The 22007-nt window shown below is 46.1% G+C and carries 16 protein-coding genes; 15 read left to right on the top strand and 1 reads right to left on the bottom strand.

The window, feature by feature from the left end; genetic code table 11:
* Window positions 1–130: 130 nt before the first annotated feature.
* The 7 genes from QPK24_RS18220 to QPK24_RS18190 all read left to right on the top strand — a co-directional run bounded on the left by QPK24_RS18220 (window position 131) and on the right by QPK24_RS18190 (window position 5385).
* Window positions 131–493, top strand: coding sequence for a hypothetical protein (locus tag QPK24_RS18220; protein ID WP_213530145.1), 363 nt, complete (start codon window positions 131–133; stop codon window positions 491–493).
* 35 nt (window positions 494–528) lie between these two features.
* Window positions 529–726: a YfhD family protein gene (locus tag QPK24_RS18215; protein WP_160034086.1), complete on the top strand. Its 198-nt coding sequence runs from the start codon at window positions 529–531 to the stop codon at window positions 724–726.
* Window positions 727–892: 166 nt separating this feature from the next.
* Complete coding sequence (gene prmA, locus QPK24_RS18210) at window positions 893–1855, top strand: 50S ribosomal protein L11 methyltransferase (RefSeq protein ID WP_285743581.1); 963 nt, start codon at window positions 893–895, stop codon at window positions 1853–1855.
* A 3-nt stretch (window positions 1856–1858) separates the two neighbouring features.
* Window positions 1859–2536 (top strand): site-2 protease family protein, encoded by a 678-nt coding sequence (locus tag QPK24_RS18205; RefSeq protein ID WP_285743579.1) that lies wholly within the window; start codon window positions 1859–1861, stop codon window positions 2534–2536.
* A gap of 190 nt (window positions 2537–2726) precedes the next feature.
* Window positions 2727–3497 carry a 16S rRNA (uracil(1498)-N(3))-methyltransferase gene (locus tag QPK24_RS18200; protein ID WP_285743577.1) on the top strand — a complete coding sequence of 257 codons (771 nt, stop codon included), beginning with the start codon at window positions 2727–2729 and terminating at the stop codon, window positions 3495–3497.
* Between the two features lie 2 nt (window positions 3498–3499).
* On the top strand, window positions 3500–4852 hold the full coding sequence (gene mtaB, locus QPK24_RS18195; RefSeq protein WP_285743575.1) for a tRNA (N(6)-L-threonylcarbamoyladenosine(37)-C(2))-methylthiotransferase MtaB: 1353 nt from the start codon (window positions 3500–3502) through the stop codon (window positions 4850–4852).
* Between the two features lie 95 nt (window positions 4853–4947).
* Window positions 4948–5385: an NUDIX hydrolase gene (locus QPK24_RS18190; RefSeq protein ID WP_285749420.1), complete on the top strand. Its 438-nt coding sequence runs from the start codon at window positions 4948–4950 to the stop codon at window positions 5383–5385.
* Window positions 5386–5489: 104 nt separating this feature from the next.
* Here the strand turns inward: QPK24_RS18190 and QPK24_RS18185 are convergent, their stop codons facing one another.
* Window positions 5490–6455: a Na/Pi cotransporter family protein gene (locus QPK24_RS18185; RefSeq protein ID WP_285749418.1), complete on the bottom strand. Its 966-nt coding sequence runs from the start codon at window positions 6453–6455 to the stop codon at window positions 5490–5492.
* A gap of 131 nt (window positions 6456–6586) precedes the next feature.
* Here QPK24_RS18185 and QPK24_RS18180 point away from each other — a divergent pair, with 131 nt between their 5' ends.
* From QPK24_RS18180 to rpsU, 8 genes are all read left to right on the top strand, one after another.
* Entirely contained in the window at window positions 6587–7954 is a 1368-nt protein-coding gene (locus QPK24_RS18180) for a class I SAM-dependent rRNA methyltransferase (RefSeq protein WP_285743574.1), read from the top strand.
* Window positions 7955–8256: 302 nt separating this feature from the next.
* Window positions 8257–11769, top strand: a complete 3513-nt coding sequence (addB, locus tag QPK24_RS18175; protein ID WP_285743572.1) for a helicase-exonuclease AddAB subunit AddB — start codon at window positions 8257–8259, stop codon at window positions 11767–11769.
* Entirely contained in the window at window positions 11766–15908 is a 4143-nt protein-coding gene (gene addA, locus QPK24_RS18170; protein WP_285743570.1) for a helicase-exonuclease AddAB subunit AddA, read from the top strand. The genes addB and addA overlap by 4 nt, the downstream gene beginning before the upstream one ends.
* 30 nt (window positions 15909–15938) lie before the next feature.
* A complete protein-coding gene (locus QPK24_RS18165; RefSeq protein WP_285743568.1) occupies window positions 15939–17123 on the top strand; it encodes an exonuclease SbcCD subunit D in 1185 nt (394 codons plus the stop codon).
* Entirely contained in the window at window positions 17120–20551 is a 3432-nt protein-coding gene (locus tag QPK24_RS18160; RefSeq protein WP_285743566.1) for an AAA family ATPase, read from the top strand. The genes QPK24_RS18165 and QPK24_RS18160 overlap by 4 nt, the downstream gene beginning before the upstream one ends.
* Window positions 20552–20740: 189 nt before the next feature.
* The gene (locus tag QPK24_RS18155; protein WP_285743564.1) at window positions 20741–21160 is read left to right on the top strand and encodes a hypothetical protein; all 420 of its coding nucleotides are present in this window, start codon (window positions 20741–20743) and stop codon (window positions 21158–21160) included.
* Window positions 21161–21319: 159 nt separating this feature from the next.
* On the top strand, window positions 21320–21679 hold the full coding sequence (locus tag QPK24_RS18150) for a histidine triad nucleotide-binding protein (RefSeq protein WP_213530118.1): 360 nt from the start codon (window positions 21320–21322) through the stop codon (window positions 21677–21679).
* Between the two features lie 144 nt (window positions 21680–21823).
* Window positions 21824–21997 (top strand): 30S ribosomal protein S21, encoded by a 174-nt coding sequence (rpsU, locus tag QPK24_RS18145; RefSeq protein ID WP_005547957.1) that lies wholly within the window; start codon window positions 21824–21826, stop codon window positions 21995–21997.
* Window positions 21998–22007 lie beyond the last annotated feature (10 nt).

Genomic DNA, 22007 nt, shown 5'->3' with positions numbered 1-22007 from the left:
AAAAGACTGTTCATCTTAAGAATGAGCAGTCTTTTTTGCGTATAAAAAAACAGGTTGTGCGGTATTCTAAACTTGAACTTTACTTGATCATTGGATTTCTTATGAGATGAAAAAAAGGCGGTGTACTGACGTGACAGAAAAAAATATTCTTGCTTACTTCAATACCCCTGAACAAGCTCAGAGCGTTGCTGCAAAGCTGCAAGGATTAAAAGTGGAACATATGTCAATTGACCGTTTCAGCAGATATGCGGGTGAAGGCAGTAATGATCCGATCTTGACAAGTACCATGAGCAGCCTCGCTTCTGTGACTCAGGATGGCACGTTTACAAAGGATGCAGGAGTACTTGCCGCTGCCGACGTTACAGCGAGCGGAATGAGTGATGGAGGCGGAGGCGGACCAACAGGAAAAGATATTCTGTTAACGGTTGTAGTTGATGAGTCTTCCCATCATGAGGCGCTTGCCATTATCGAGCAGTCGGGTGGATTTATTTAATACAATATTAAATTCATTGTAAGGAGGAAGATCAAATGTCACATAATAAACGGATTGATAAGGTGAAGACAAAGACCGAAAAAATAAAAGAATTACAATCCTCTAAGGTGGAAGATGTGGAATTCAGCAGTATAGAAGCGGACCTTGAAGATATTGAAGCTTTGAACCGCAGTGCAGCTGCGGACCGTCGTCAGACTAAAGATTTACATGATTTCAGATTTGGACAGAAATAGAAGAAGTGCAAGCATCGGCTCAAGGCCGGTGCTTTTTTATGTGCTGCTATAATCGGATAAGCACCTGGACATAACTGTGAACATGATGAACACAGAGTTTTTGTGCTCATTGCAGGATATATAGTACAATGGGAAAGATGAAGACAGGGGAGGAAATTATAAACTTATGATTTGGAATGAAATAACAATACATACAACGGAAGAAGCCGTGGAGATGATCTCCAATTTTCTGCACGAAGCAGGTGCAGGCGGTGTATCCATTGAAGAATCAGGGACACTGAACAAAAAGAGATCAACGGAGTATGGAGAACTGTATGATCAACCGCTGAATGATATTCCTGAAGGCGAAGCTGTAATTAAAGGGTATTTTGCAGATACAGTGAATATGACAGAAGTAATGAACGCCATTCATCCTCGCATCGAAGAACTCAAGGAGTTTAATATTGATGCTGGAAAGGCAGATATTTCGGTACAGCAAGTAGATGAAGACAGCTGGGCAAATGCGTGGAAACAATATTTCAAACCGCTAAAAGTATCAGATCAGCTGGTCATTAAGCCTACATGGGAGGAATATGTACCGGCAAGCCCTGCTGAGAAAATTATCGAGATTGACCCGGGGATGGCTTTTGGAACAGGAGCACATCCAACGACTTCTCTATGTCTGCGTGCGCTTGAGCAATATCTTCAAGGCGGGGAGGAAATCATCGACGTAGGAACGGGATCAGGGATTCTGGCGATCGGCGCGGTAAAACTTGGAGCAAAACATGTGCTAGCACTTGATCTTGATCCGGTTGCCGTGCAAAGTGCTGAAGAGAACAGCCGCCTGAACGGACTCGAACACGACATTACCGTCTATGAAAGTGATCTGCTGTCCATACTGGACAAACAGGATAATGCACTTGGAGTAAGTATGCCAGTTGATGTAGTTGTGGCTAACATTCTTGCTGAAGTGATTTTGCTCTTTATCGGAGATGTGTATCAGGGCTTGAAACCAGGCGGTTTATATATCGCTTCCGGTATCTGGAAGAACAAAGAAGAAATTGTAGAGAAAGCACTGAAAGAAGCCGGTTTCGACATCATTGATATTCACCGTGAAGATGATTGGCTCGCTTTTGTGTCGAGGAAATAAAAAATGGAGGTTCTTAATCAGTTTTTTTTCTATGACCTAGATCGTCTTCCTTTCTTTATTCTGACGATTATTATAGCATTTACGGTCCATGAATTTTCTCATGCGTACTTTGCTAATAAATTTGGGGATCCAACCGCAAGATTGCTTGGACGCATGACACTCAATCCAGCAGTTCATTTTGATCTTTTTGGACTGCTGCTGCTCGTCATTGCCGGATTTGGATGGGCGCGTCCCATCCCGGTAAATCGAGATAACTTCGAGAAACGCCGTATGATGAGTGTGGTTGTATCAGCGGCTGGACCTCTGAGTAACTTGCTTCTTGCTGTTCTCGGTACGATTACGTATGCACTTCTTGTTCAGTTTGGAGTTATGGAATCCATCGAGAATCAAAGAATTGTTTTTGCCATCTCCACTTTTTTCTCTATTTTTAATGTAACGAACTTTTTCTTGTTTTTCTTTAACCTCATTCCTCTCCCTCCGCTTGACGGGTACCGAATTGTTGAGGAACTTGTGTCTCCTTCCGCGCGAATGAGTCTGCACAAATTGGAACAATGGTCTATGTTGATTTTCTTGATTCTTGTTATTACCCCGCTGAGCCGTTACACCATTACTCCTTTATATGAGCTGTCAATGAGTTGGTATGTGGGCATTGCACATATGATCATGACGATTTTTGCTTAATCGTAGAACAATCATAAAAAGAGGGGTGGCAGGGATCAATGGGCACACAGCCCAGGAAGTCTCTGCTGCCAGTCTTTTAAGGGTAGTCAGAAGGCATGAAAAGTTGTAACATGTAATGTGGTCATTTTCATGACAAGCACTGTATTTTAATCTAAACCATTGATATGAAAAGACAGGTGATCATAGATCCATGCAGCGTTATTTTATTGAACCAAATCAGCTGGAGGAACATCAAGCCATCATTACTGGCGACGATGCAAGACATATTACAAAGGTAATGCGCGGCAAGCCAGGGGATAAGCTGATCGTAAGCGACGGAGTTTCCCGGGAAGCGCTGACTGAAATCTCGGAGATCGAAGCTTCACAAGTAACGGTGTCTATCCTAGAGTGGCTGCCTATGGACCATGAACCTAAAGTTTCGGTAACCATCGCCCAAAGCTTGCCTAAAGGGGACAAGATGGAACTGGTTATCCAGAAATGCACTGAAATTGGAGCTGCCGTGTTTGTTCCTTTCGTCTCGGAGCGAACCATCGTGCAGTATGATGCCAAGAAAGAAGGCAAACGTCTGGAGCGCTGGCGGAAAATTGCCAAAGAAGCAGCCGAGCAAAGCCATCGCAACAAAGTTCCGGAGATCACGGAATCAAAGTCATGGAAAGAACTTTTGGCTTCTTTTGAAGACTATGATCTCGTATGTTATTGTTATGAAAAAGAACAAGGATTGCAGCTGCGCGATGTGGTGAAGCCATTTGCTGACAAACTGAAAGCAGATCCAAGTATAGATCCCTGTGTTCTTGTGATCGTGGGCCCAGAAGGCGGATTTACTACAGGGGAGTCTGAAGCAGCGGAAGCAGCGGGAGCAAAGTCAGTTGGACTAGGTAAACGAATTTTGCGAGCAGAAACGGCCGGGATGCTGGCTTTAACATGTATCTTATATGAAACTGAGGAAATGGGAGGAATGTAATTATGCCATCCGTGGCGTTTTACACCTTGGGTTGTAAAGTTAACTTTTATGATACTGAAGCCATTTGGCAACAATTTAAAGATGCAGGATACGAGCAAGTAGATTTTGATTCTCAGACAGCAGATGTCTATCTGATTAACACTTGTACGGTTACGAACACAGGCGACAAAAAGAGTCGGCAGATTATTCGCCGCGCTGTTCGCCGTAATCCTAATGCTATTATTGCAGTAACAGGTTGCTATGCACAAACTTCACCAGCTGAGATTATGGATATTCCCGGAGTAGACCTTGTTGTAGGTAACCAGGACCGTGATAAAATCATCCCGTACGTCAACCAAATCAAGCAAACTCGTGAGCCGGTTAATGCAGTACGGAATATTATGAAAACGCGTGTGTTTGAAGAAATGGACGTACCTGATTTTGCAGACCGTACCCGGGCATTTTTGAAAATTCAAGATGGGTGCAACAATTTCTGTACGTTCTGTATTATCCCATGGGCAAGAGGTTTATCTCGCAGCCGTGATTCGCAGAGTATTATTACGCAGGCTCATCAGCTCGTAGAAGCCGGATACAAGGAGATTGTGTTAACTGGTATTCATACAGGCGGCTATGGTGATGATCTGGACAATTATGACTTGTCGAGCCTTTTATGGGATTTAGACCGTGTAGACGGATTAGAACGTATTCGGATCAGCTCCATTGAGGCTAGCCAAATCGACGATCGTATGCTCGATGTGCTAAACCGCTCATCAAAAATGTGCCGCCATTTTCATATTCCGCTCCAAGCGGGGGATGATAACGTCCTGAAACGGATGCGCCGTAAGTATACAACAGAACAGTTCTATAACAAAATGCTTCGCATTCGTGAAGCCATGCCGGAAGTAGGGATTACAACGGATGTAATCGTTGGATTCCCGGGGGAAACAGATGAGATGTACAGAAATGGATACGAACTTATGAAAGCCATCAATTTCTCGGAAATGCATGTGTTCCCTTATTCCAAACGTACCGGTACTCCGGCTGCTCGCATGGAAGATCAAGTAGATGAAGAAGTGAAGAATGCACGCGTTCAGGAACTTTTACAATTATCTGACTCCATGAAGCTGGCTTACGCTCAGAAATTTGTGGGCGAGGTGCTGGAAGTTATTCCGGAAGGAAACGCTAAAGAAGGCAGAGTCAGCGGCAGACTGCATGGATATAGTGATAACTACATCCAAATGGAGTTTGACGGTTCCGAAGAACTTGTAGGCCAGCTGTGCCGTGTCAAAATGACGAAGGCTGGCGTGGACGCAAGCGAAGGACAACTCGTACGTGTCATGGAAAACCAAGAAAACCAAGCTAAGATTATAATATAAAAAAGATGGCAAGGATTTCACTGCTTAGGAAGAGGAACTAACCTCGATCCCTAGGTTGCTGAAATCCTTGTTTGTCCAAAGAGAGGGGAATCGACATTATGGCAGCTAAAGAAATTTCAGCGGGTGGAGTCGTATACCGAAATACAGAAGAAGGTCTTGAAATTCAATTAATCGTAGACAGATATGCTAAAATCTCACTGGCAAAAGGAAAAATGGAGCCAGGGGAAACGATTGAAGAGACGGCACTGCGTGAAATCCAGGAAGAAACAGGCATGATCGGAAAAATCATTGAACCTGTAGATGTCATTAAATATACGTATGAACATTCTTCACTTGGAACCGTGGATAAAGAAGTTCACTATTACCTCGTGGAAGCACTAAGTGGAGATTTGCAGCCGCAGGTTGAAGAAATTAAAGGTGTAGCATGGTATAAACCGCTGGAAGCTTGGGAAAAGCAAAAGCAAAATGGCTACGATAACAACGATAAAATTTTGAAGCAGGCCCTTCAAAAGCTTGGTATTGAAGTAAAGTAGGCTGATAAAATCAGGCTGTATATTTGGGGTGCAAAATGTTTTCACCTGTAAGATGTTTTTATTGGCAAAAGGTTTTCTGGGTGCAAAAGAAATGCCAGGTGTGTTTATTTTTGCTCTAAACGATCCCATATTTTTAGATAACAGAGCGGCAGGGCGAGCAGGGAACATACGATATTAAAAATGGTCTGAGCATGTGCAATCTGTGCACCGGGATCACTGGTGAAATAAGCAGCTGCTGCATAAAGCCAGTGAATCAGCGGGATAAACAGCAGTGCTCCTGAGACATTTAGCAGGACGTGAGACCAAGCGACAAAATGACCGGCTTTACTTCCACCAGCTGCGGCCATGACCGCGGTAACACAGGTTCCGACATTGGAACCGAGTACAATCGCGATACCCACTTCTGGGGGGAGTACACCAGAGCTGGCAAGTCCAATGGCCATGCCGATCACTGCTGCACTGCTGTGTACAATGGCGGTGAGGCATGCCCCCGCGATCACGCCCCACCAGACACTGTGACTCGCCTGGTGAATAAACCAAGGGAAAAGCCCTCCTTGTTCCAAGGCGGGGCCTGCTTTTTGCATAACGAATATACCTAACATAACAAGGGAAAAACCTGCCCCTGCAAGAAGCACATACTGGATATTCCATATCGAAGCAGAAACACGTCTGCTTGCTTTTGTTTCTCCTAGCATGACGGTTACAGCCCATGCTCCCAAAAAGAAAAGTAACATCGGTAAAGCGTATTTTCCAATCTGGAGACTTAGCAGTTCTGTGGTAATACAGGTACCAATATTACTTCCGAGAATAATGCTGAGTGTTCTTGCATAACTAAGGAGTCTCGCGTTAACTAAACCAATGGTCAGCACCGTGACGGCGGTACTGCTTTGAAGCACAGCCGTAATGCCTGTACTGAACAGCATACCCTTAAGGGGAGTGGAAGTAGCCCTTTCCAAAGAAGTGGCAAGAGAACGTCCGCCTGCCTTATGAAGGGAGGCTTCCATCAGTTTCATCCCTGCGAAGAACAGGATAAGACCATAAATGAGTGGAAACACAACAGATCTAATCATAGGGGGTATTGCACCTTCTCTCGCACAACTTGTCTCTTCTTCCATCTTATGTACAATAAGGGACGACCATGACAAGCAGGGAGACCTCCCGTGAGATCTAGTTTTGATTGATAAAAGGAGTTGTACGTATTTTGGCATCTGTAGTCCTTACGAAAAGCCGTAAGAAACGTATTGAACAGGGACATCCCTGGATATTTAAAAATGAAATTGAGTCGGTAGAAGGTCAGCCTCAGCCAGGCGAACTGGTAGAAGTAAAGAATCATCAAGGCCGTTATCTTGCTACCGGTTATTATAATCCGGCTTCACAAATTACCGTGAGGGTAGTGTCTTATGAACCCATTACAGCGATGGACAAAAACTTTTTTGTAAGTAGATTTGAGCAGGCATTACAGCACCGGGAACGTTTTGTAACGGGCGGCGACGCATATCGCTTGATTTATGGCGAAGCTGATTTTGTACCCGGCTTGACCGTTGATCGATTTGGAGATGTACTTGTTGTACAGCTGCTGACGCTTGCTATGGACAAGTGTCGTGACGTAATCGTAGAAGCTTTGGTGGAAGTAGTGAAACCAAAAGGAATTTACGAGCGCAGCGATGTAGGTGTTCGAGAGCTGGAAGGATTGGAGCAAGTCAAAGGGCTCCTCTACGGGAAATGTCCGCGGCATGTAACCGTAACTGAGAATGGACTGCTTATCAAAGTCGACATCGAGCAAGGACAGAAGACGGGGTATTTCTTTGATCAACGCGAGAATAGAGCTGCCATTCAGCCGCTGATGAAGGGCTGGGGTCATCGAAGTGGAATTACTTTGCAAGAAGTAGAAAAAGACGGGGAAATGACACGCGTACCTGTGAATAAAAGTGGAAAAGAAGTCACCTTCCCTTATTGGGATGGTGCTACGGTTCTCGAATGTTTCTCACATACAGGCAGCTTTACGCTGAATGCTTGTAAATATGGTGCAAAACAAGTGACTTGTCTTGATATATCAGAGCATGCCATTGAGAGTGCACGTGAAAACGTAAAGCTGAATGGATTTGAAGACCGAGTTGAATTCGTGGTGGACGATGCGTTCCAGTACTTGAGAAATCAAGTAAAAGGGCTTGAAGAACGTGCAGAACGTGCAAAAGGGGATAAAAAAGTCGACACTTCCAAAGCAATGACCGCAGGAGGCGGACGAACTTTTGATGTGGTTATTCTCGATCCTCCAGCTTTTGCGAAAACACGAGGCGCAGTAAAAGGTGCTGTTCGTGGATACAAGGATATTAACCTGCACGGAATGAAGCTTGTCAACGAAGGCGGATATCTTGTCACTGCAAGTTGTTCTTATCATATGCGCCCAGATCTGTTCCTTGAAACCATTCAAGATGCAGCTGCAGATGCGGGCAAAATTTTGCGTCTGCTCGAATGGCGTGCAGCGGGTAAAGATCATCCGCAAATTTTAGGCGTAGAAGAAGGTCATTATCTGAAATTCGCCATTTTTGAAGTGCGTTCCAAATCATAAATAAGAATCAGCCGTAAGCGGTAAGATGAGAAAAAAGCATCTGTTCACTCTTTATTTCTAAGAGCAGCAGGTGCTTTTTTTTGCATGAAGCCTGCTTTACTGGCTTCTATTACCAAACGCATGTTCCTATTCGCAGAGGTATGGTATACTGAAATGACAGAATGTTAAAAGAAAGTTAAGGGAGCATATTGAGAGATATTCTCCTGTTTTCATAGATATTTTCATAGATATTTTATAGATCGGATAGAGATGAATAATTTATATTTCACACATAAAAAATGAGAGAAAGCGAGGGGTAACCATTGCCTCTTCATATGCTTATAGGCCGTGCAGGCACTGGAAAAAGCAGTACAATCATCAAGGAGATTACGGAAGAACTTCGTCAGAATCCTGGAGGGAAACCTATCATTCTGATTGTTCCTGAACAAGCCTCCTTTCAGACAGAGACAACACTGATTCGCTCCCATGAGATTAAAGGTTCAGTCCGGGCTCAGGTACTCGATTTTCGCAGACTTAGTTACCGGGTTATGCAGGAAACGAACGGTTCGGCACTGATTCCTGTTGGTTCAGAAGGTAAGAAAATGCTGCTGTACAAAATTGTACAGCGGCGCAAAGACGAGCTCAAAATTTTCACCGCATCAGGTGGTCAGATGGGGTTTGTAGGGCATTTAAATAATCTGTTTGCCGAACTGAAACGCTACGGAGAACCGGAACGGGCCATCAAAGAAGAGCTTGAAAATGCAGAACAGCTTCCAGGAGCAGGAACGATTTTACGTCATAAAATGCATGATATTGCTGCCATCTATCGTGATTTTGAGGACGAAGTATCTCGTTTTCATATGGATGAAGAGGATACGCTTGTGAAACTCGGTCATCAGCTTCCTGAGTCGGATTATGTGAGAGAGGCAGATATATGGATCGACGGGTTTCGCAGTTTTACTCCGCAGGAACTTGCGGTGATTCGGCAGCTGATTATTCATGCTAGATCCGTAACCATTGCCTTAACCCTGGACCGTCCTTATGGCGAAGGGGAACAACCACAAGAGTTAAACCTGTTTTATCCGTCGGCTTCCGCTTATATCAAGCTGAACGGGATCGCATCAGAGCTTGGTGAATCCACTCGTACGACGATACTTGCACCGGAGATATCGCCGCGTTTTGCTTCTTCTGCACTGGCTCATTTGGAGTCAGGATTTGAGAAGCGAAGAGTGATGCCAGCAGGCAAGGATGACGGCGGGATTGAGATTCGCAGTGCTGCAAGCAGCCGAGTTGAAGTGGAAGGGATGCTAAGAGAGATAGGACGACTTGTACGTGAAGAGAATGTCCGTTACCGCGATATCGCGGTCCTGGTTAGAAATATAGAAGCGTATGAAAATATAATATCCCCTCTCTTCCAAGATTACGATATTCCTTATTTTCTTGATAAACGCAGAGATGAACTTCATCATCCATTAGCAGAATTCTTGAGATCAGCAATGGACATTGTGCGGCATCGCTGGCGGTATGAGGATGTATTCCGTGCGGTCAAGACCGACCTGCTTCTTCCACTTGATGGCTCAGTCAGCCGTTATCATATGGACATACTTGAGAATTATGTGCTTGCAAGCGGGATCTCTGGTTATCGTTGGACGGATGGGAAACCGTGGAGAGCCGCCCCAAGCTTATCTTTGGAAGAAGAAGAAGGGGCAGAGGCTCAGCGTGAAGAGGCAAGCCGTGAAACGGTTCAGATGCTTGAGAGGTGCCGAGAGGTGATTACTTCTCCGCTGTTTGCTTTTGAGAAAAGAGTCAAAAAAGCAAAAACAGCAAAAGAGTTCTGTTCGGCTCTATTTTTGCTTTTGGAAGAGGCGGAAATTGCAAAGAAACTTGATGCACGAAGTCATGAGGCGCTCAAGACAGGTAAGCCGGAAAAAGCACGAGAACATCGCGGGATGTGGGGAGCGGTGCTTGAACTTTTAGATCAAGTCGTAGAAATGATGGGCGAAGAAAAAATGGATGCAGAACTTTTTGCCGGCATTTTGGAAACAGGCTTGTCAGAGCTGAAACTCGGTTTAGTTCCGCCTGCTTTGGATCAAGTTCTCGTAGGTTCCATGGACAGATCCCGCACAGGAAACGTCAGTCATATTTTCATCCTTGGAGCAGTTGATGGGGTGCTTCCGCAAATACAAACAGAGGAGGGCGTCCTTACGGAAACCGAACGGGCAGCTCTCACTGAATATGGAATGCAGCTTGGCCCGGATATAAATCGGAAGATGCAAGATGAACGTTTTCTTATCTACAGTGCTTTTACTCAGCCAAGCCATAAATTATGGATAAGTTATCCTCAAAGTGATGAGGACGGAAAGGCACTTCATCCTTCTGAAATGATTCGTTATTTGAAACGGATGTTTCCGGAGCTAAAAGAGAAGACATTGCTGGACGAACCAGCGTCAAGCGATCCATCGGAAGAACATGAGCAGTATATAACACATTCAGATAAGACCATGGCTCATTTGATCAGCCAGCTTCGGGAATGGCGTAGGGGTCAGGCAATCCCGGCATTTTGGTGGGATGTATATAATTGGTATCTACATCAGCCGGACAAGCAGATACGACTCGAGCGAATGCTTGGATCTGTTTTCTATGAGAACCGGACAAGGTCTCTAACTAAGGCTACCAGCAGAAAGTTATACGGTAACAAGCTGAAGACAAGCGTTTCTCGTATGGAACGTTTTGCAATGTGTCCATTCTCTCACTTTGCTTCACATGGACTGAAGCTGAAAGAACGTCAAGTCTATCGCCTGAAAGCACCGGATATCGGGCAGTTGTTCCATGCGGCGCTGAGCAAGATGGCAAGCCGGCTGAAAGAGCAAAATCGAAATTGGGGCGCACTGACCAAAGAGGAATGTGTACAGGAAGCAGAAGCAACGGTAGATATACTTGCACCTCAGCTGCAAGGTGAAATTTTACTGAGTTCAGCTCGGTACGGATACATTTTTAGAAAGCTGAAAAACATTGTCAGCCGAGCCTCCATCATCTTAGGAGAACAGTCGAAACGCGGGAATTTTGAGCCGCTGGCACTCGAACTCGATTTTGGACCAGATAAATCGCTGCCGCCGCTTACATTTGAATTGGCCAATGGAGTTGTCATGGAGATCGTGGGGCGGATTGACCGTGTAGATGTAGCAGAAGGAGAATACGGAGATATTTTACTTCGAGTGATTGACTATAAATCCAGTCAAACGGATCTGAAACTACATGAAGTATTCTACGGATTATCGCTCCAGATGCTTACGTATCTTGATGTGCTGTTAACCTATGCCGAAGAGTGGATTGGAACGGAAGCTCATCCTGCAGGAGTACTTTATTTCCATGTGCATAATCCTCTGTTGACTTCAGCCAATGCGCTGGCACAAGAGCAGGCAGAACAAGAGCTTTTGAAACGATTCAAAATGAAAGGGCTGCTGCTTGCCGACCGTGATGTGGTGGCGAAGATGGACAACACGCTGGAAAAAGGATACTCCTCTATTTTACCTGTGGCCGTTAAGGCAGATGGAGGTTTCTACAGCAGTGCTTCCGTAGCAACCGAAGAGCAGTGGGGCATACTGCTGGGCTCTGTACGAAATACAATTCAAGAAATTGGATCAAGAATTACCGAAGGTGAGGTTGGGATAGAACCTTTCCGAATGCAGCAGGAAACGGCATGTACATTTTGTCCATTCAAATCCGTGTGTCAGTTTGACGAGGGTCTGCCTGGGAACGAATATCATCTCATTCGAAAGCCTGCTAAACAGCAGGCATGGGATCTATTTCAGCATGAAGGGGGAGAAGAAGAATGAGAAGTATACCTAAACCGGAAGGGAGCTTTTGGAGTGATGATCAGTGGAAAGCAATCTCTTCGTCCGGAGAAGATATGCTGGTGGCTGCAGCTGCCGGCTCAGGGAAAACAGCAGTGCTTGTCGAGCGCATCATTCGTAAGATATCAGATGAGAATGCGGGATTTAGTGTAGACCGTCTGCTCGTAGCTACGTTTACCAAGGCAGCGGCTTCCGAGATGCGCGAGCGGATCCGAGATGCACTGGAAACCGCACTTGAGAAACAGCCAGAGAATGAACACTTGCGTCGTCAGCTGAGTCTGCTCGGCCGAGCTTCAATCACAACCCTTCATTCATTCTGTATGGAGATTATTCGCCGATATTATCAGCAGATTCCGCTGGACCCTGGGTTTCGTATTCTGAATGAATATGAAGCAGAGCTGATGCGTCAAGAACTGCTGATGGATCTGTTTGAACAAAAATACAGTGAAGAAGGCGAAGGAAGTACCTTCCGCAGGCTCGTGGATTGGTTCAGCGGTGAGCGCAGTGATGATGCAATGTACCGGCTTGTGCAAAAGTTGTACGATTTCTCGCGGAGTCATTCATGGCCATCTTATTGGCTTGAAGAAATGGCAGCTTCTTTCCGTGTGAATTCAGTGGAGGAGCTGGGTCAGTCGACTTGGGTGAAGAGCATTATGCGTGATGCGGAACTTGCTCTTGGCGGCGCGGTCCTTTTGCTTGAGCAGGCACTGCATATTGCTAAGGAACCGGAGGGTCCTGCAGCTTATGCAGAGACATTTAACAGCGATCTTGAAATGGTGAACGAACTACTTTCCAGGGTGAAAAATGGTGCTTGGGATGAACTATATGATGTTTTCCATCAATCGGAGTTCGGCAAGCTGAAGGCAGTCCGAAAAGGACAGGCAGATCCTAGTCTGCAAGAGAGAGCAAAAGAGCGCAGAGAAGCTGCCAAAAAGACAGTTACAGAACTAAAAACGGCTTTATTTGGTCGTACACCCGAACAGTTTTTTGATGAAATGAATAAAGCGGCACCTCTTATGGAAGAGCTGGCATCTGTCGTCAATCAATTTGCTCGTGTATTTACGGAAGAGAAGAAAGCAAGAGGCGTGGTCGATTTCAGTGATTTAGAGCATTACGCGCTCCAAATCTTACGAGATGCTGACTCTACACCAGAACAGACCATTCCATCGGATGCAGCACTAGAGTATCAGCAGCAATTTGATGAAGTATTACTTGATGAATATCAAGATACAAATACAGTACAGGAAGATATCGTAAGCTTAATCTCTCGTAAAGAACCCGGAAACCGGTTTATGGTGGGGGATGTGAAACAGAGTATTTATCGTTTCCGGCTAGCCGAGCCAGGACTCTTCCTGGATAAGTATCGCCGTTATGATACGGAGGGACAAGGTGATGGTCTGCGAATTGATCTGGCAAGGAATTTCCGCAGCCGGCTTGAAGTTGTAAGCGCCGTAAATATGCTGTTCAGACAGATCATGAATGTAGGCGTCGCTGAAATTGAATATGATGATGCAGCTGCTTTATCATTTGGCGCCTCTTTTCCTGATGTACCCGTGGACGGGCGATACACACCCGAACTTATCATGATTGACAGGGCCGGTTCGGAAGTGCCGGAACAGCCTGAGAATGCGGGGGAAGATGGAGCTGCGAGTGAAGTGATAGAACAGCTTGAGATGGAGACAGCAGAGCTGGAGGCAAGGGTCATTGCTGCCCGTATTCATGAGATGGTTGGCAATACTGGTAATCCGCTTCCTGTCTATGATAAGAACACGAAAGAGATGAGACCTGCAAGATATGGCGATATCGTCATTCTCCTGCGCTCTGCTCAGCTGTGGACTCCGCTTATTATGGAACAACTGAAGCGGGTAGGTATTCCCGTAATCGGTGATCAAAACAAAGGTTTTTTCCAGGCAACTGAAATTGAGATCATGCTTTCCTTACTGCAAGTCGTGGACAATCCTCAGCAGGATATACCGCTCGCCTCTGTACTTCGTTCTCCGATTGTAGGTCTAGATGAAGAGGAACTCGCTGTCATTCGGCTTGCGGGTAAACGGCTTTCTTTTTATGATGCTATGCGCAGCACTATCGAAAATTTGGAGAAAGAAACCGGAACAAATCTGGAGAAGGAAACAAGTGAGTTTAATAGCACCGGGCACATATCCAGTAATAAAACGGATGATATAGAGCAATTAGAGGCACAGATGGCTCTTGACCTCGGGATAAAGGAAGCAAGCGCAGCACTTGAAGTGATCGATACCCTAGGCGATCCAAGGACTGATGTTCATATAGAAGAGAGTCAGTCTGATTCTTTACTATTCAAAACAAATCTGCTTCGCAAACTAACTGCATTTTCTGATTTTCTAGAAGAGTGGAGACATGAGGCGAGAAGCGGCAGCTTGAGCGAATTAATCTGGCGTATATACCGAGATACCGGTTACTTAGATTGGGTCAGCGGTTTGCCGGGCGGAGTACAGCGCAGTCGTAATTTGAAAGCTCTCTATGATCGTGCAAAACAATATGAGAATTCCACAGCGAATCGAGGATTGTTCCGTTTCCTTACTTTTATTTCAAGACTCAAGGATAACGGAGGAGATCTCGGCGCAGTAGGTATTGCAGCGGATACAGAAGGATCAGTCCGCATTATGACCATTCACCGGAGTAAGGGACTCGAATTCCCCATCGTCTTTGTCGCGGGCATGTCCAAAATGTTCAATCAACAAGACTTGAATGCACCATTTATGATGCATAAAGAGCTTGGATTTGGCCCAAGGTTTGTGGATGAGGAGAACAGGGTGAGCTATCCTACGCTCGCAAGCCTTGCTATCCGTAGACGGGCTCATGCGGAGTTATTAGCTGAAGAAATGCGGGTGCTTTACGTTGCATTGACACGTCCTAAGGAAAAAATGATTCTTATCGGCACGGTAAAAGATGCAGCTCAAAAAGCAATGAACTGGTCTCAGATTAAAAATCATCAGGCGCTTCTGCTTCCAGAAACACTGCTGGCTTCAGGACGCAGTTATATGGACTGGATCGGACCCGCTGTGTTCAGGCATCCAGATGCATGGCATCTGCGTGCGCTTGCAGGAATCGAAGATGAGGAAACGGGCAGAGATTTAGGACAGCCTGGTTTGTTTGATGTACAAGATGATTCAAGATGGCGTATTTCCGTATTGTCTGCAGAATCTGTATCTTCTTCTTTGGATGCTTCTATGAACGAAGCCGCAGATGAAATAAATGAAGATTGGCAGCAGGTCACGCGTGCGCTAATGAATCTGTCACCTGTTGAGACGTCCGTTTCTGAAGAGTCTGAAAACCAAAAAAGGAAAATTGATGAGGTGCTTAGCTGGACTTATCCATATACGGCTAGTGCCCATACAGCAGCAAGTACATCGGTGACGGAGATGAAAGTACTCCTTGCGATGCAAGAGCATCCGCCGCTGGGGCTAATAGAAGAAAAGGTTCTTCATGACGAAGAGGGCAGACTTGCTGTAAATGATGAATTTACTTTGCATTTGCGCAGACCGAAGTTTATGGAAGAATCCAGGTTAACGGGGACGGAGCGCGGAACGGTATATCATACCTTAATGCAGCATGTACCCGCTGAACCGGGATTAACGGTCAGCACAGCTAAGGCAGTCATTGCTAGTTTGGTAGACCGTCATATCTTGCTTCCTAATCAGGCAGAAGCGATTGATCCCTCTCAAATTGTACGTTTTTTCGAAAGCGAACCGGGTATGGCTTTGATAGAAGCAGAGAAGACGGGCTGGGTGAGAAGAGAAATGCCGTTTAGCTACGGGCTTCCTGCAGATGAGACTCTGCTTGATTTTCATCATCACTCGTCTACAGACGAAGAGAATCGGATGAAAAAGAGTATCCTCCACGGAGAGACAGTACTCATTCAAGGGATTGTAGACTGTCTATTTGAAGTGGGCGGCAAACGAATTTTACTAGATTACAAGACCGATAGAGTTCTTGAGCATCGGGGCGGAATCGATACCCTTGCAAAGGGCTATGAGTTTCAGCTTGATCTTTATGCAAGAGCTTTACGAGACATCTTGGGGTATGAGATAGATGAGAAATGGCTTTATTTTTTTGATGCAGATACGGCAGTAAAGCTCTAGGAAAATGAGGGCAAAAGGAGTAATTAACAAATGCGAATATTGCACACGGGAGACTGGCATTTCGGAAAAACACTGGAAGGCCGCAGTCGGTTAAAAGAGCAGGAGCAGTTTGTGGACGAGCTGGTTCGACTTGCGAATGAGGAAAAAGCAGATGCGATTCTTATGGCAGGCGATGTATATGATTCAGTGAATCCTCCAGCTGCTGCTGAGCAGCTCTTCTATGACGCTGTTGCCAGGCTGACCTCTGAAGGAAGACCACTCGTCGTTATTGCAGGAAACCATGATCAGCCTGAACGGGTAGCTTCGGTATCCCCGCTCGTAGATGGACGGGGAATTACACTGGTCGGACTGCCCACTTCCGACATTATTACGATTCACGCCCAAAGAACCGGAGAAATCGCTAAAATTGCGGCCCTTCCTTATCCCTCTGAATCCAGACTTAATGAATTGTTTACGGAGGATGGAGACGAGCAGGGAATGCGGCTTGCCTATAGTGAACGAGTGGGGCAGCTCATGAGGCATTTAGGGAATAGCTTTCATCCGGGTACGGTAAACCTGTCTATGGGTCATATTTATGTACTTGGGGGACTTGAGAGTGACTCAGAAAGACCCATACAAGTCGGCGGTGCTTATACAGTGGATCCTTCTGCCTTGTCTATTGGAGCGCAGTATACGGCGCTTGGACATCTTCACAGACCACAGCTGGTGAAAGGAGAGGGGATGATTCGTTACAGCGGATCACCTTTATCCTATAGCTTTTCAGAGGCAGGTCAGACGAAATCAGTAGTGATGGTTGATGTTTCACCTGGTCAGCCGGCTGTAGCTAATGAAGTGTATTTAAGCAGCGGCAGACCTTTAGTGCGGTGGAAAGCCCGCGGAGGTCTTGCTGAAGTATACCGCTGGCTTGAGGAAGAACGGGACAAGACAGCTTACATTGATCTGGAGATATCTCTGGAAGAAGCCATGTCGATTGCAGAGATTCAGAAACTCCGTAAAAGCAGGGAAGGCATTCTTCATATTCGGCCGGTTTATCCAGAAACAATCACTGCCGAGATGAATGAAGCAAGGTCCGAACTGCCGGTGCATGAAGTTTTTCGAAGATTCTACCAGCGGCAGACTGGCGGGGCAGTTCCGGACGACCAGCTGGTAAAGTTGTTTTTGGAACTAGTTAATGAAGACGACGGCCATGCAGGGGAAGGGAGTGACTCTGAATGAGACCGGTCAAACTTAAATTATCTGGACTTCAAAGTTACCGGGAAGTACAGGAGATTGATTTCAGAACGCTGACGGAAACAGGACTGTTTGGAATTTTCGGACCAACCGGCAGCGGAAAATCAACCATTCTTGATGCCATTACGCTTGCCATGTACGGGAAAGTGGAAAGAGCTGTGAATGGTACGCAGGGAATTATGAATCAGGCAGAGGATACATTGTTTGTATCTTTCACTTTCGAACTCCAGTCTGAACAAGGAGTACAGACTTATCGCGTCGAACGCCGCTTTAAGCGGACCGGAGAAGTCTCGATCAGTAACTCGGTGAGCCGTTTTATTGCCGTAACGGAAGAAGGAGAGGAAGTAATTGCTGATAAACTTGCCGAGGTAAATCGTGCGGTTGAGGATAAGATTGGCCTGAAGATGGATGATTTCACGAGGGCAGTCGTTTTACCGCAAGGAAAGTTTGCTGAGTTTCTATCTCTAAAAGGGACGGAACGCAGACAGATGTTACAGCGTCTATTTCACTTAGAGAAATACGGAGATCAGCTGGCAATTAAGCTTAGCCGCAAAGTAAAAGAGAATGATAGTACCCTAAAAGCTCTGGAAGCAGAACAGCAGGGACTGGGTCTGGCAAGTAAGGAAGCTTTAAAAGAAGCGGAGCTTCAGCATAAGCAAGCGGAGAAGGAAGCCAAGCAGATCCGTGCTCAACTTGAGCAGGTGATGGCTTTAGCTGAAGGAATGGCGAAGACGAGAGAGCTGATTGTGGAGCGCACGAAGTTTAGCGGGCAGCTGGAAACATTGTTACAACAGCAGGACGAGATCAGTCAATTAGAACAGCAGTTGGAACGGTCTATTCTTGCAAGTTCTTTAATCCCTATACTTGAGGAACAGAATAAAGCAAAAGAAGAACTGACAAGAAGACGTTTCGCTGCGGAGTCTGCGGAAGTAGAGCTTGCACAAAGGGAGAAGATCTCTCGTGAGTGTGCTCTGCTCGAACAAGAAAAGGAACAGATGCTGGCAGAAGAAGAACCTAAGCTGCTTGTGCGTCTTGAGCAACTCGAACAAGCGCGGGAACTGGAGAAAGAAACGGACCGGCTTGTAAGTGAGGTGCAAAAGCTTGCTAAAGATTGTGAGGCAGCAGCAAAACAGTATCAGAGCACACATGAGCTTCTGCTCAAAGAACAAGATCTCCAGGTGAGGGCGACGAATCGTCGAAAAGACCTGCAAGAGCAGCTGTCTGGCTGTGAAGTAAAGTCTGGAGAAAGACGTATCCTGCTGGATGCCGTTCAGCGGAAACATCGGTTGGATACTGCACTCGACAAGCTGAAAGAAGTTCAGCTATTGGAACAAAAAATACAGGCAGAGTCTGAGCAAGCTAGTCAGCAGCGGCACTCAGCCGAGAAGGAAGCTTCGGAACTGCTTGCTGCACAGCAGCAGCTAGGAACTAAACTGAAGACCGCAGAAGCAGAGCTTATTCGGATGGACATCCATGCTCAAGATGCGGTTACTTCCTTAGACCAGGAAGAGGAACGCCTTCGTGCCCAGCTGAAGGAAGAAGAACTGCAGCGATTATCTGCACGGCTTGCTGCAGAACTTAGCGACGGGAAGTCATGTCCGGTATGCGGTTCGGTGCATCACCCGAATCCGCAGGAGCATGCTCACTCGCCTAGTACGGCAAGTGAGGAAGATCTCGTACAGCTCACTAGGCTGCGTGCTGAGCTTGCCGAGCTGCGGCTTGGCTTCCGCCAGCAGCTGCATGAGCTGCGCGCTGAGCTTGCGCAGCAAGGCCAAAGTGCCGAGCCGCAGGCAGCGGCACTCTCGCAGGCGGAAGCCGCGCCTGCGAAGACCACAGGCTTTGCCGCTGCGCCAGGCGTGCCTGCTCCGGACCGGGTGCGCGCTTACGCGGAAGCCACCCGGTCCTTCGAAGAGGCGGCAGGGCAACTCGCCGCCTCTATAGCCCCGCTGCGCGAGGAAGCTGCACAGCTGACCGCGCGTGCAGCGGAAGTGCGGCAGCGCCAAATGCTGGCTGCCGCAAACGTTGACGCGTGCACTAAACAGCACGCGGAAGCCAAGGCGCGCGTCCATGCGCACCAGGCTGAGGTGGCTGCGCTGCGCGCAAGCTGGGCTGAGGAGCTGCCCGGCATCACACCGGAGGAGGCGACAGTAAAGTACGAGTCGCTCCAAGAGCGCGATACACTTGCCGAAGATTTGAAGGAAAGGCTCCAAAAGAGCGTTATTTTCCTAGAAGAAAAAGCAAGTGTGATCGCAGACATGCAGCAACAGTTAGCGCTTATTGATAAGCGCCGTACCCAGCTGGATACAGAACATGCTGGCAAACAGGAATTGTTGCAAGAGAAAGAGAACCGACTTCGTTCCTGGGTAGGAAAAGATCGGGCAGAAGATTTGCTAAAAGCAGCAACTTCCTCACTGAACCACATACGGGAAGAGACAAAGGCAGCAAAACTGGCGATGAAAGAAGCAGAAGAGAAGAAGCAGAATGCTTTACAGCAGGTCGGTTTAGCTAAACAATCGCTTGAATCTGCGAAGGATCAGCTTACTAGGATCACTTCACGTTATGAAGCGGAGCGGTCGAAATCACCTTTTGACTCTGATGACGATGTGCGAAGTGCGTATTTGGAACCGGAGGCTGTTGCCAAAGCAGAGTATAGAATAACGGAATATCGAAACAAACAAAAAGAAGTGGAACTTCGCCTAAAAGATTTGGATGAGAAGCTTCAGGGATCAATCATTACAGAGGAAGAGTGGGAACATACAAGTCACAAGCTGCGGACACTGAGGGCGCAAGACGAAGAGGCGATGCGGATAAAAGCAAGAGCGGAACGCGATCTAGAAGACATCTCGCGTCGTCATGAGCGCTGGATGGAACTCGAGGAAAAACGCAGTGAACTCGCTTTGTATGCAGAACAGTTATCCAAACTGCAATCCGTTTTCCGAGGTAACACGTTTGTTGAATATATTGCGGAAGAACAATTAATGCAGGTCAGCAGAACGGCATCTTCTCGACTTCGTTATCTAACAAAACAGCGGTATGCGCTGGAGGTAGATTCCGGCGGCGGATTTGTCATTGTGGATGATGCAAACGGCGGGGTGAAAAGACCGGTATCTACCTTGTCCGGCGGCGAGACATTCCTGACTTCCTTGTCACTTGCACTTGCATTGTCAGCACAAATCCAGCTGCGGGGTCAATATCCGCTTCAATTCTTCTTCCTGGATGAAGGGTTCGGAACTCTTGACCCAGAACTGCTGGATACGGTGATCACTTCACTTGAAAAACTGCATAATGATCAGCTTGCTGTCGGTGTAATTAGTCACGTGCCTGAACTTAGAGCACGACTTGCCAGAAAACTGGTGGTCGTACCGGCTGAAGATGCAGGCGGCGGTTCCAAAGTCATGATGGAACAATTATAAATTGCTAGTTAGTTCATCTTTATTTTTTAATCACTCATTTTGCCCATTTCACTCGTTTCACTTATTTTCACACATTTCCCATTCGGCATTCCTTCAAAGGCGGGAAGAAAAAAACTTCTTAACGCTGTGGCACTTCCTCTTGCAGTGAATAACATAGGGTATCAGCCCAGAAGCCGAGGAGGAACAGGAATGGAAAAAACAGAAGTGAAAAAAATGTGTCAAGATCATATGCACCGTTATGTATGTGTGTGGATGGAAGATGGTTCTATGCATGATGGAATTATCGAAAATATGGATGAAGAGTATCTTAGTCTCGCCATACCTGTAGGAAGTGAGTATATGAATGAGATGTTCGCTCCTATGCAAACTTCATCAATGTATGTCCATCAAGGCGTATCTTGCGGGTGTCCTCCGCCGCCATGCGGAGACACACGTGCTTTTCTGCCAATTGGTGGATACGGCGGGTATGGAGGAGGATATGGAGGATACGGCGGGTACGGAGGTTATCCGAACTATGGCGGCGGATATTATCCAGGCAGACGTAGATTCAGACGTTTATTACTTCCGCTTGTGGGTATAACTGCATTGTCTCTACTGCCTTTATTATAAGTGAATTCGTAAAAATGCCTCTTTCTTTATGGAAGGGGCATTTTTATGCTCCTCTTCAACTGGCGAATGGTTTTATAATCCGTTATGATAAAATTATGGTACTTAATAAGTTATGAAATTGATTCACATACTTTGTGTGATAAAAAAGGAGGAATGAAAATGGATTGTTTATTTTGCAAAATTGTAGAGGGCAGCATTCCTTCTAATAAGGTGCTTGAGAATGAACATGTGGTTGTATTTCATGATATACAGCCGGCTGCTCCAGTACATGTTTTGGTTATTCCGAAAAAGCATATTGCTTCCATGAATGAAGTGGCGGGAGAAGACTTTGGACTCGTTGCTGAGATCCACAAGGCTGCACAAGAAGCTGCTAAACAGCTTGGAATTGCAGAATCTGGGTATCGTTTAATTAATAATTGCGGGAAAGATGGAGAACAAACTGTCCATCATCTTCATTACCATGTGCTAGGCGGAGCGCGTCTTGGTGCACTCACTGGAATTTCCAATTCTCACAGTTAAATTCGTAGATCAAGCGAATAAAAACCTTGTTTTTAAACGATATTGGTATATAGGTTGACACGTTAACGAATTTTCACCTATAATTAAGTTTGATGAACCGTGTTATATGCTCTTGGACGGTCTGGTCGGAGGGAGGGAAAACTGGTGTCTGAAACTAAAGTTCGTAAAAACGAGACTATTGATGCTGCACTTCGTCGCTTTAAACGCTCTATCGCTAAAGATGGTGTTTTGGCTGAGGTGAAGAAACGTAAGCATTATGAAAAGCCAAGCGTAAAGCGTAAGAAAAAGTCCGAGGCTGCTCGTAAGAGAAAGTTTTAGGAGGATTATA

Source organism: Paenibacillus polygoni (assembly GCF_030263935.1).
GTDB classification, from domain to species: domain Bacteria; phylum Bacillota; class Bacilli; order Paenibacillales; family Paenibacillaceae; genus Paenibacillus; species Paenibacillus polygoni.
The sequence above is the reverse complement of the archived record's forward strand: the minus strand, read 5'-3'. Positions and strand labels throughout refer to the sequence as shown.

Excerpts from the sequence above, each read along its gene's own strand:
- QPK24_RS18215 (WP_160034086.1), top strand. The coding sequence starts at position 529 with ATGTCACATAATAAACGGATTGATAAGGTGAAGACAAAGACCGAAAAA.
- prmA (WP_285743581.1), top strand. The coding sequence starts at position 893 with ATGATTTGGAATGAAATAACAATACATACAACGGAAGAAGCCGTGGAG.
- QPK24_RS18205 (WP_285743579.1), top strand. The coding sequence starts at position 1,859 with ATGGAGGTTCTTAATCAGTTTTTTTTCTATGACCTAGATCGTCTTCCT.
- QPK24_RS18200 (WP_285743577.1), top strand. The coding sequence starts at position 2,727 with ATGCAGCGTTATTTTATTGAACCAAATCAGCTGGAGGAACATCAAGCC.
- mtaB (WP_285743575.1), top strand. The coding sequence starts at position 3,500 with ATGCCATCCGTGGCGTTTTACACCTTGGGTTGTAAAGTTAACTTTTAT.
- QPK24_RS18185 (WP_285749418.1), bottom strand. The coding sequence starts at position 6,455 with ATGATTAGATCTGTTGTGTTTCCACTCATTTATGGTCTTATCCTGTTC.
- addA (WP_285743570.1), top strand. The coding sequence starts at position 11,766 with ATGAGAAGTATACCTAAACCGGAAGGGAGCTTTTGGAGTGATGATCAG.
- QPK24_RS18165 (WP_285743568.1), top strand. The coding sequence starts at position 15,939 with ATGCGAATATTGCACACGGGAGACTGGCATTTCGGAAAAACACTGGAA.
- QPK24_RS18160 (WP_285743566.1), top strand. The coding sequence starts at position 17,120 with ATGAGACCGGTCAAACTTAAATTATCTGGACTTCAAAGTTACCGGGAA.
- QPK24_RS18155 (WP_285743564.1), top strand. The coding sequence starts at position 20,741 with ATGGAAAAAACAGAAGTGAAAAAAATGTGTCAAGATCATATGCACCGT.
- QPK24_RS18150 (WP_213530118.1), top strand. The coding sequence starts at position 21,320 with ATGGATTGTTTATTTTGCAAAATTGTAGAGGGCAGCATTCCTTCTAAT.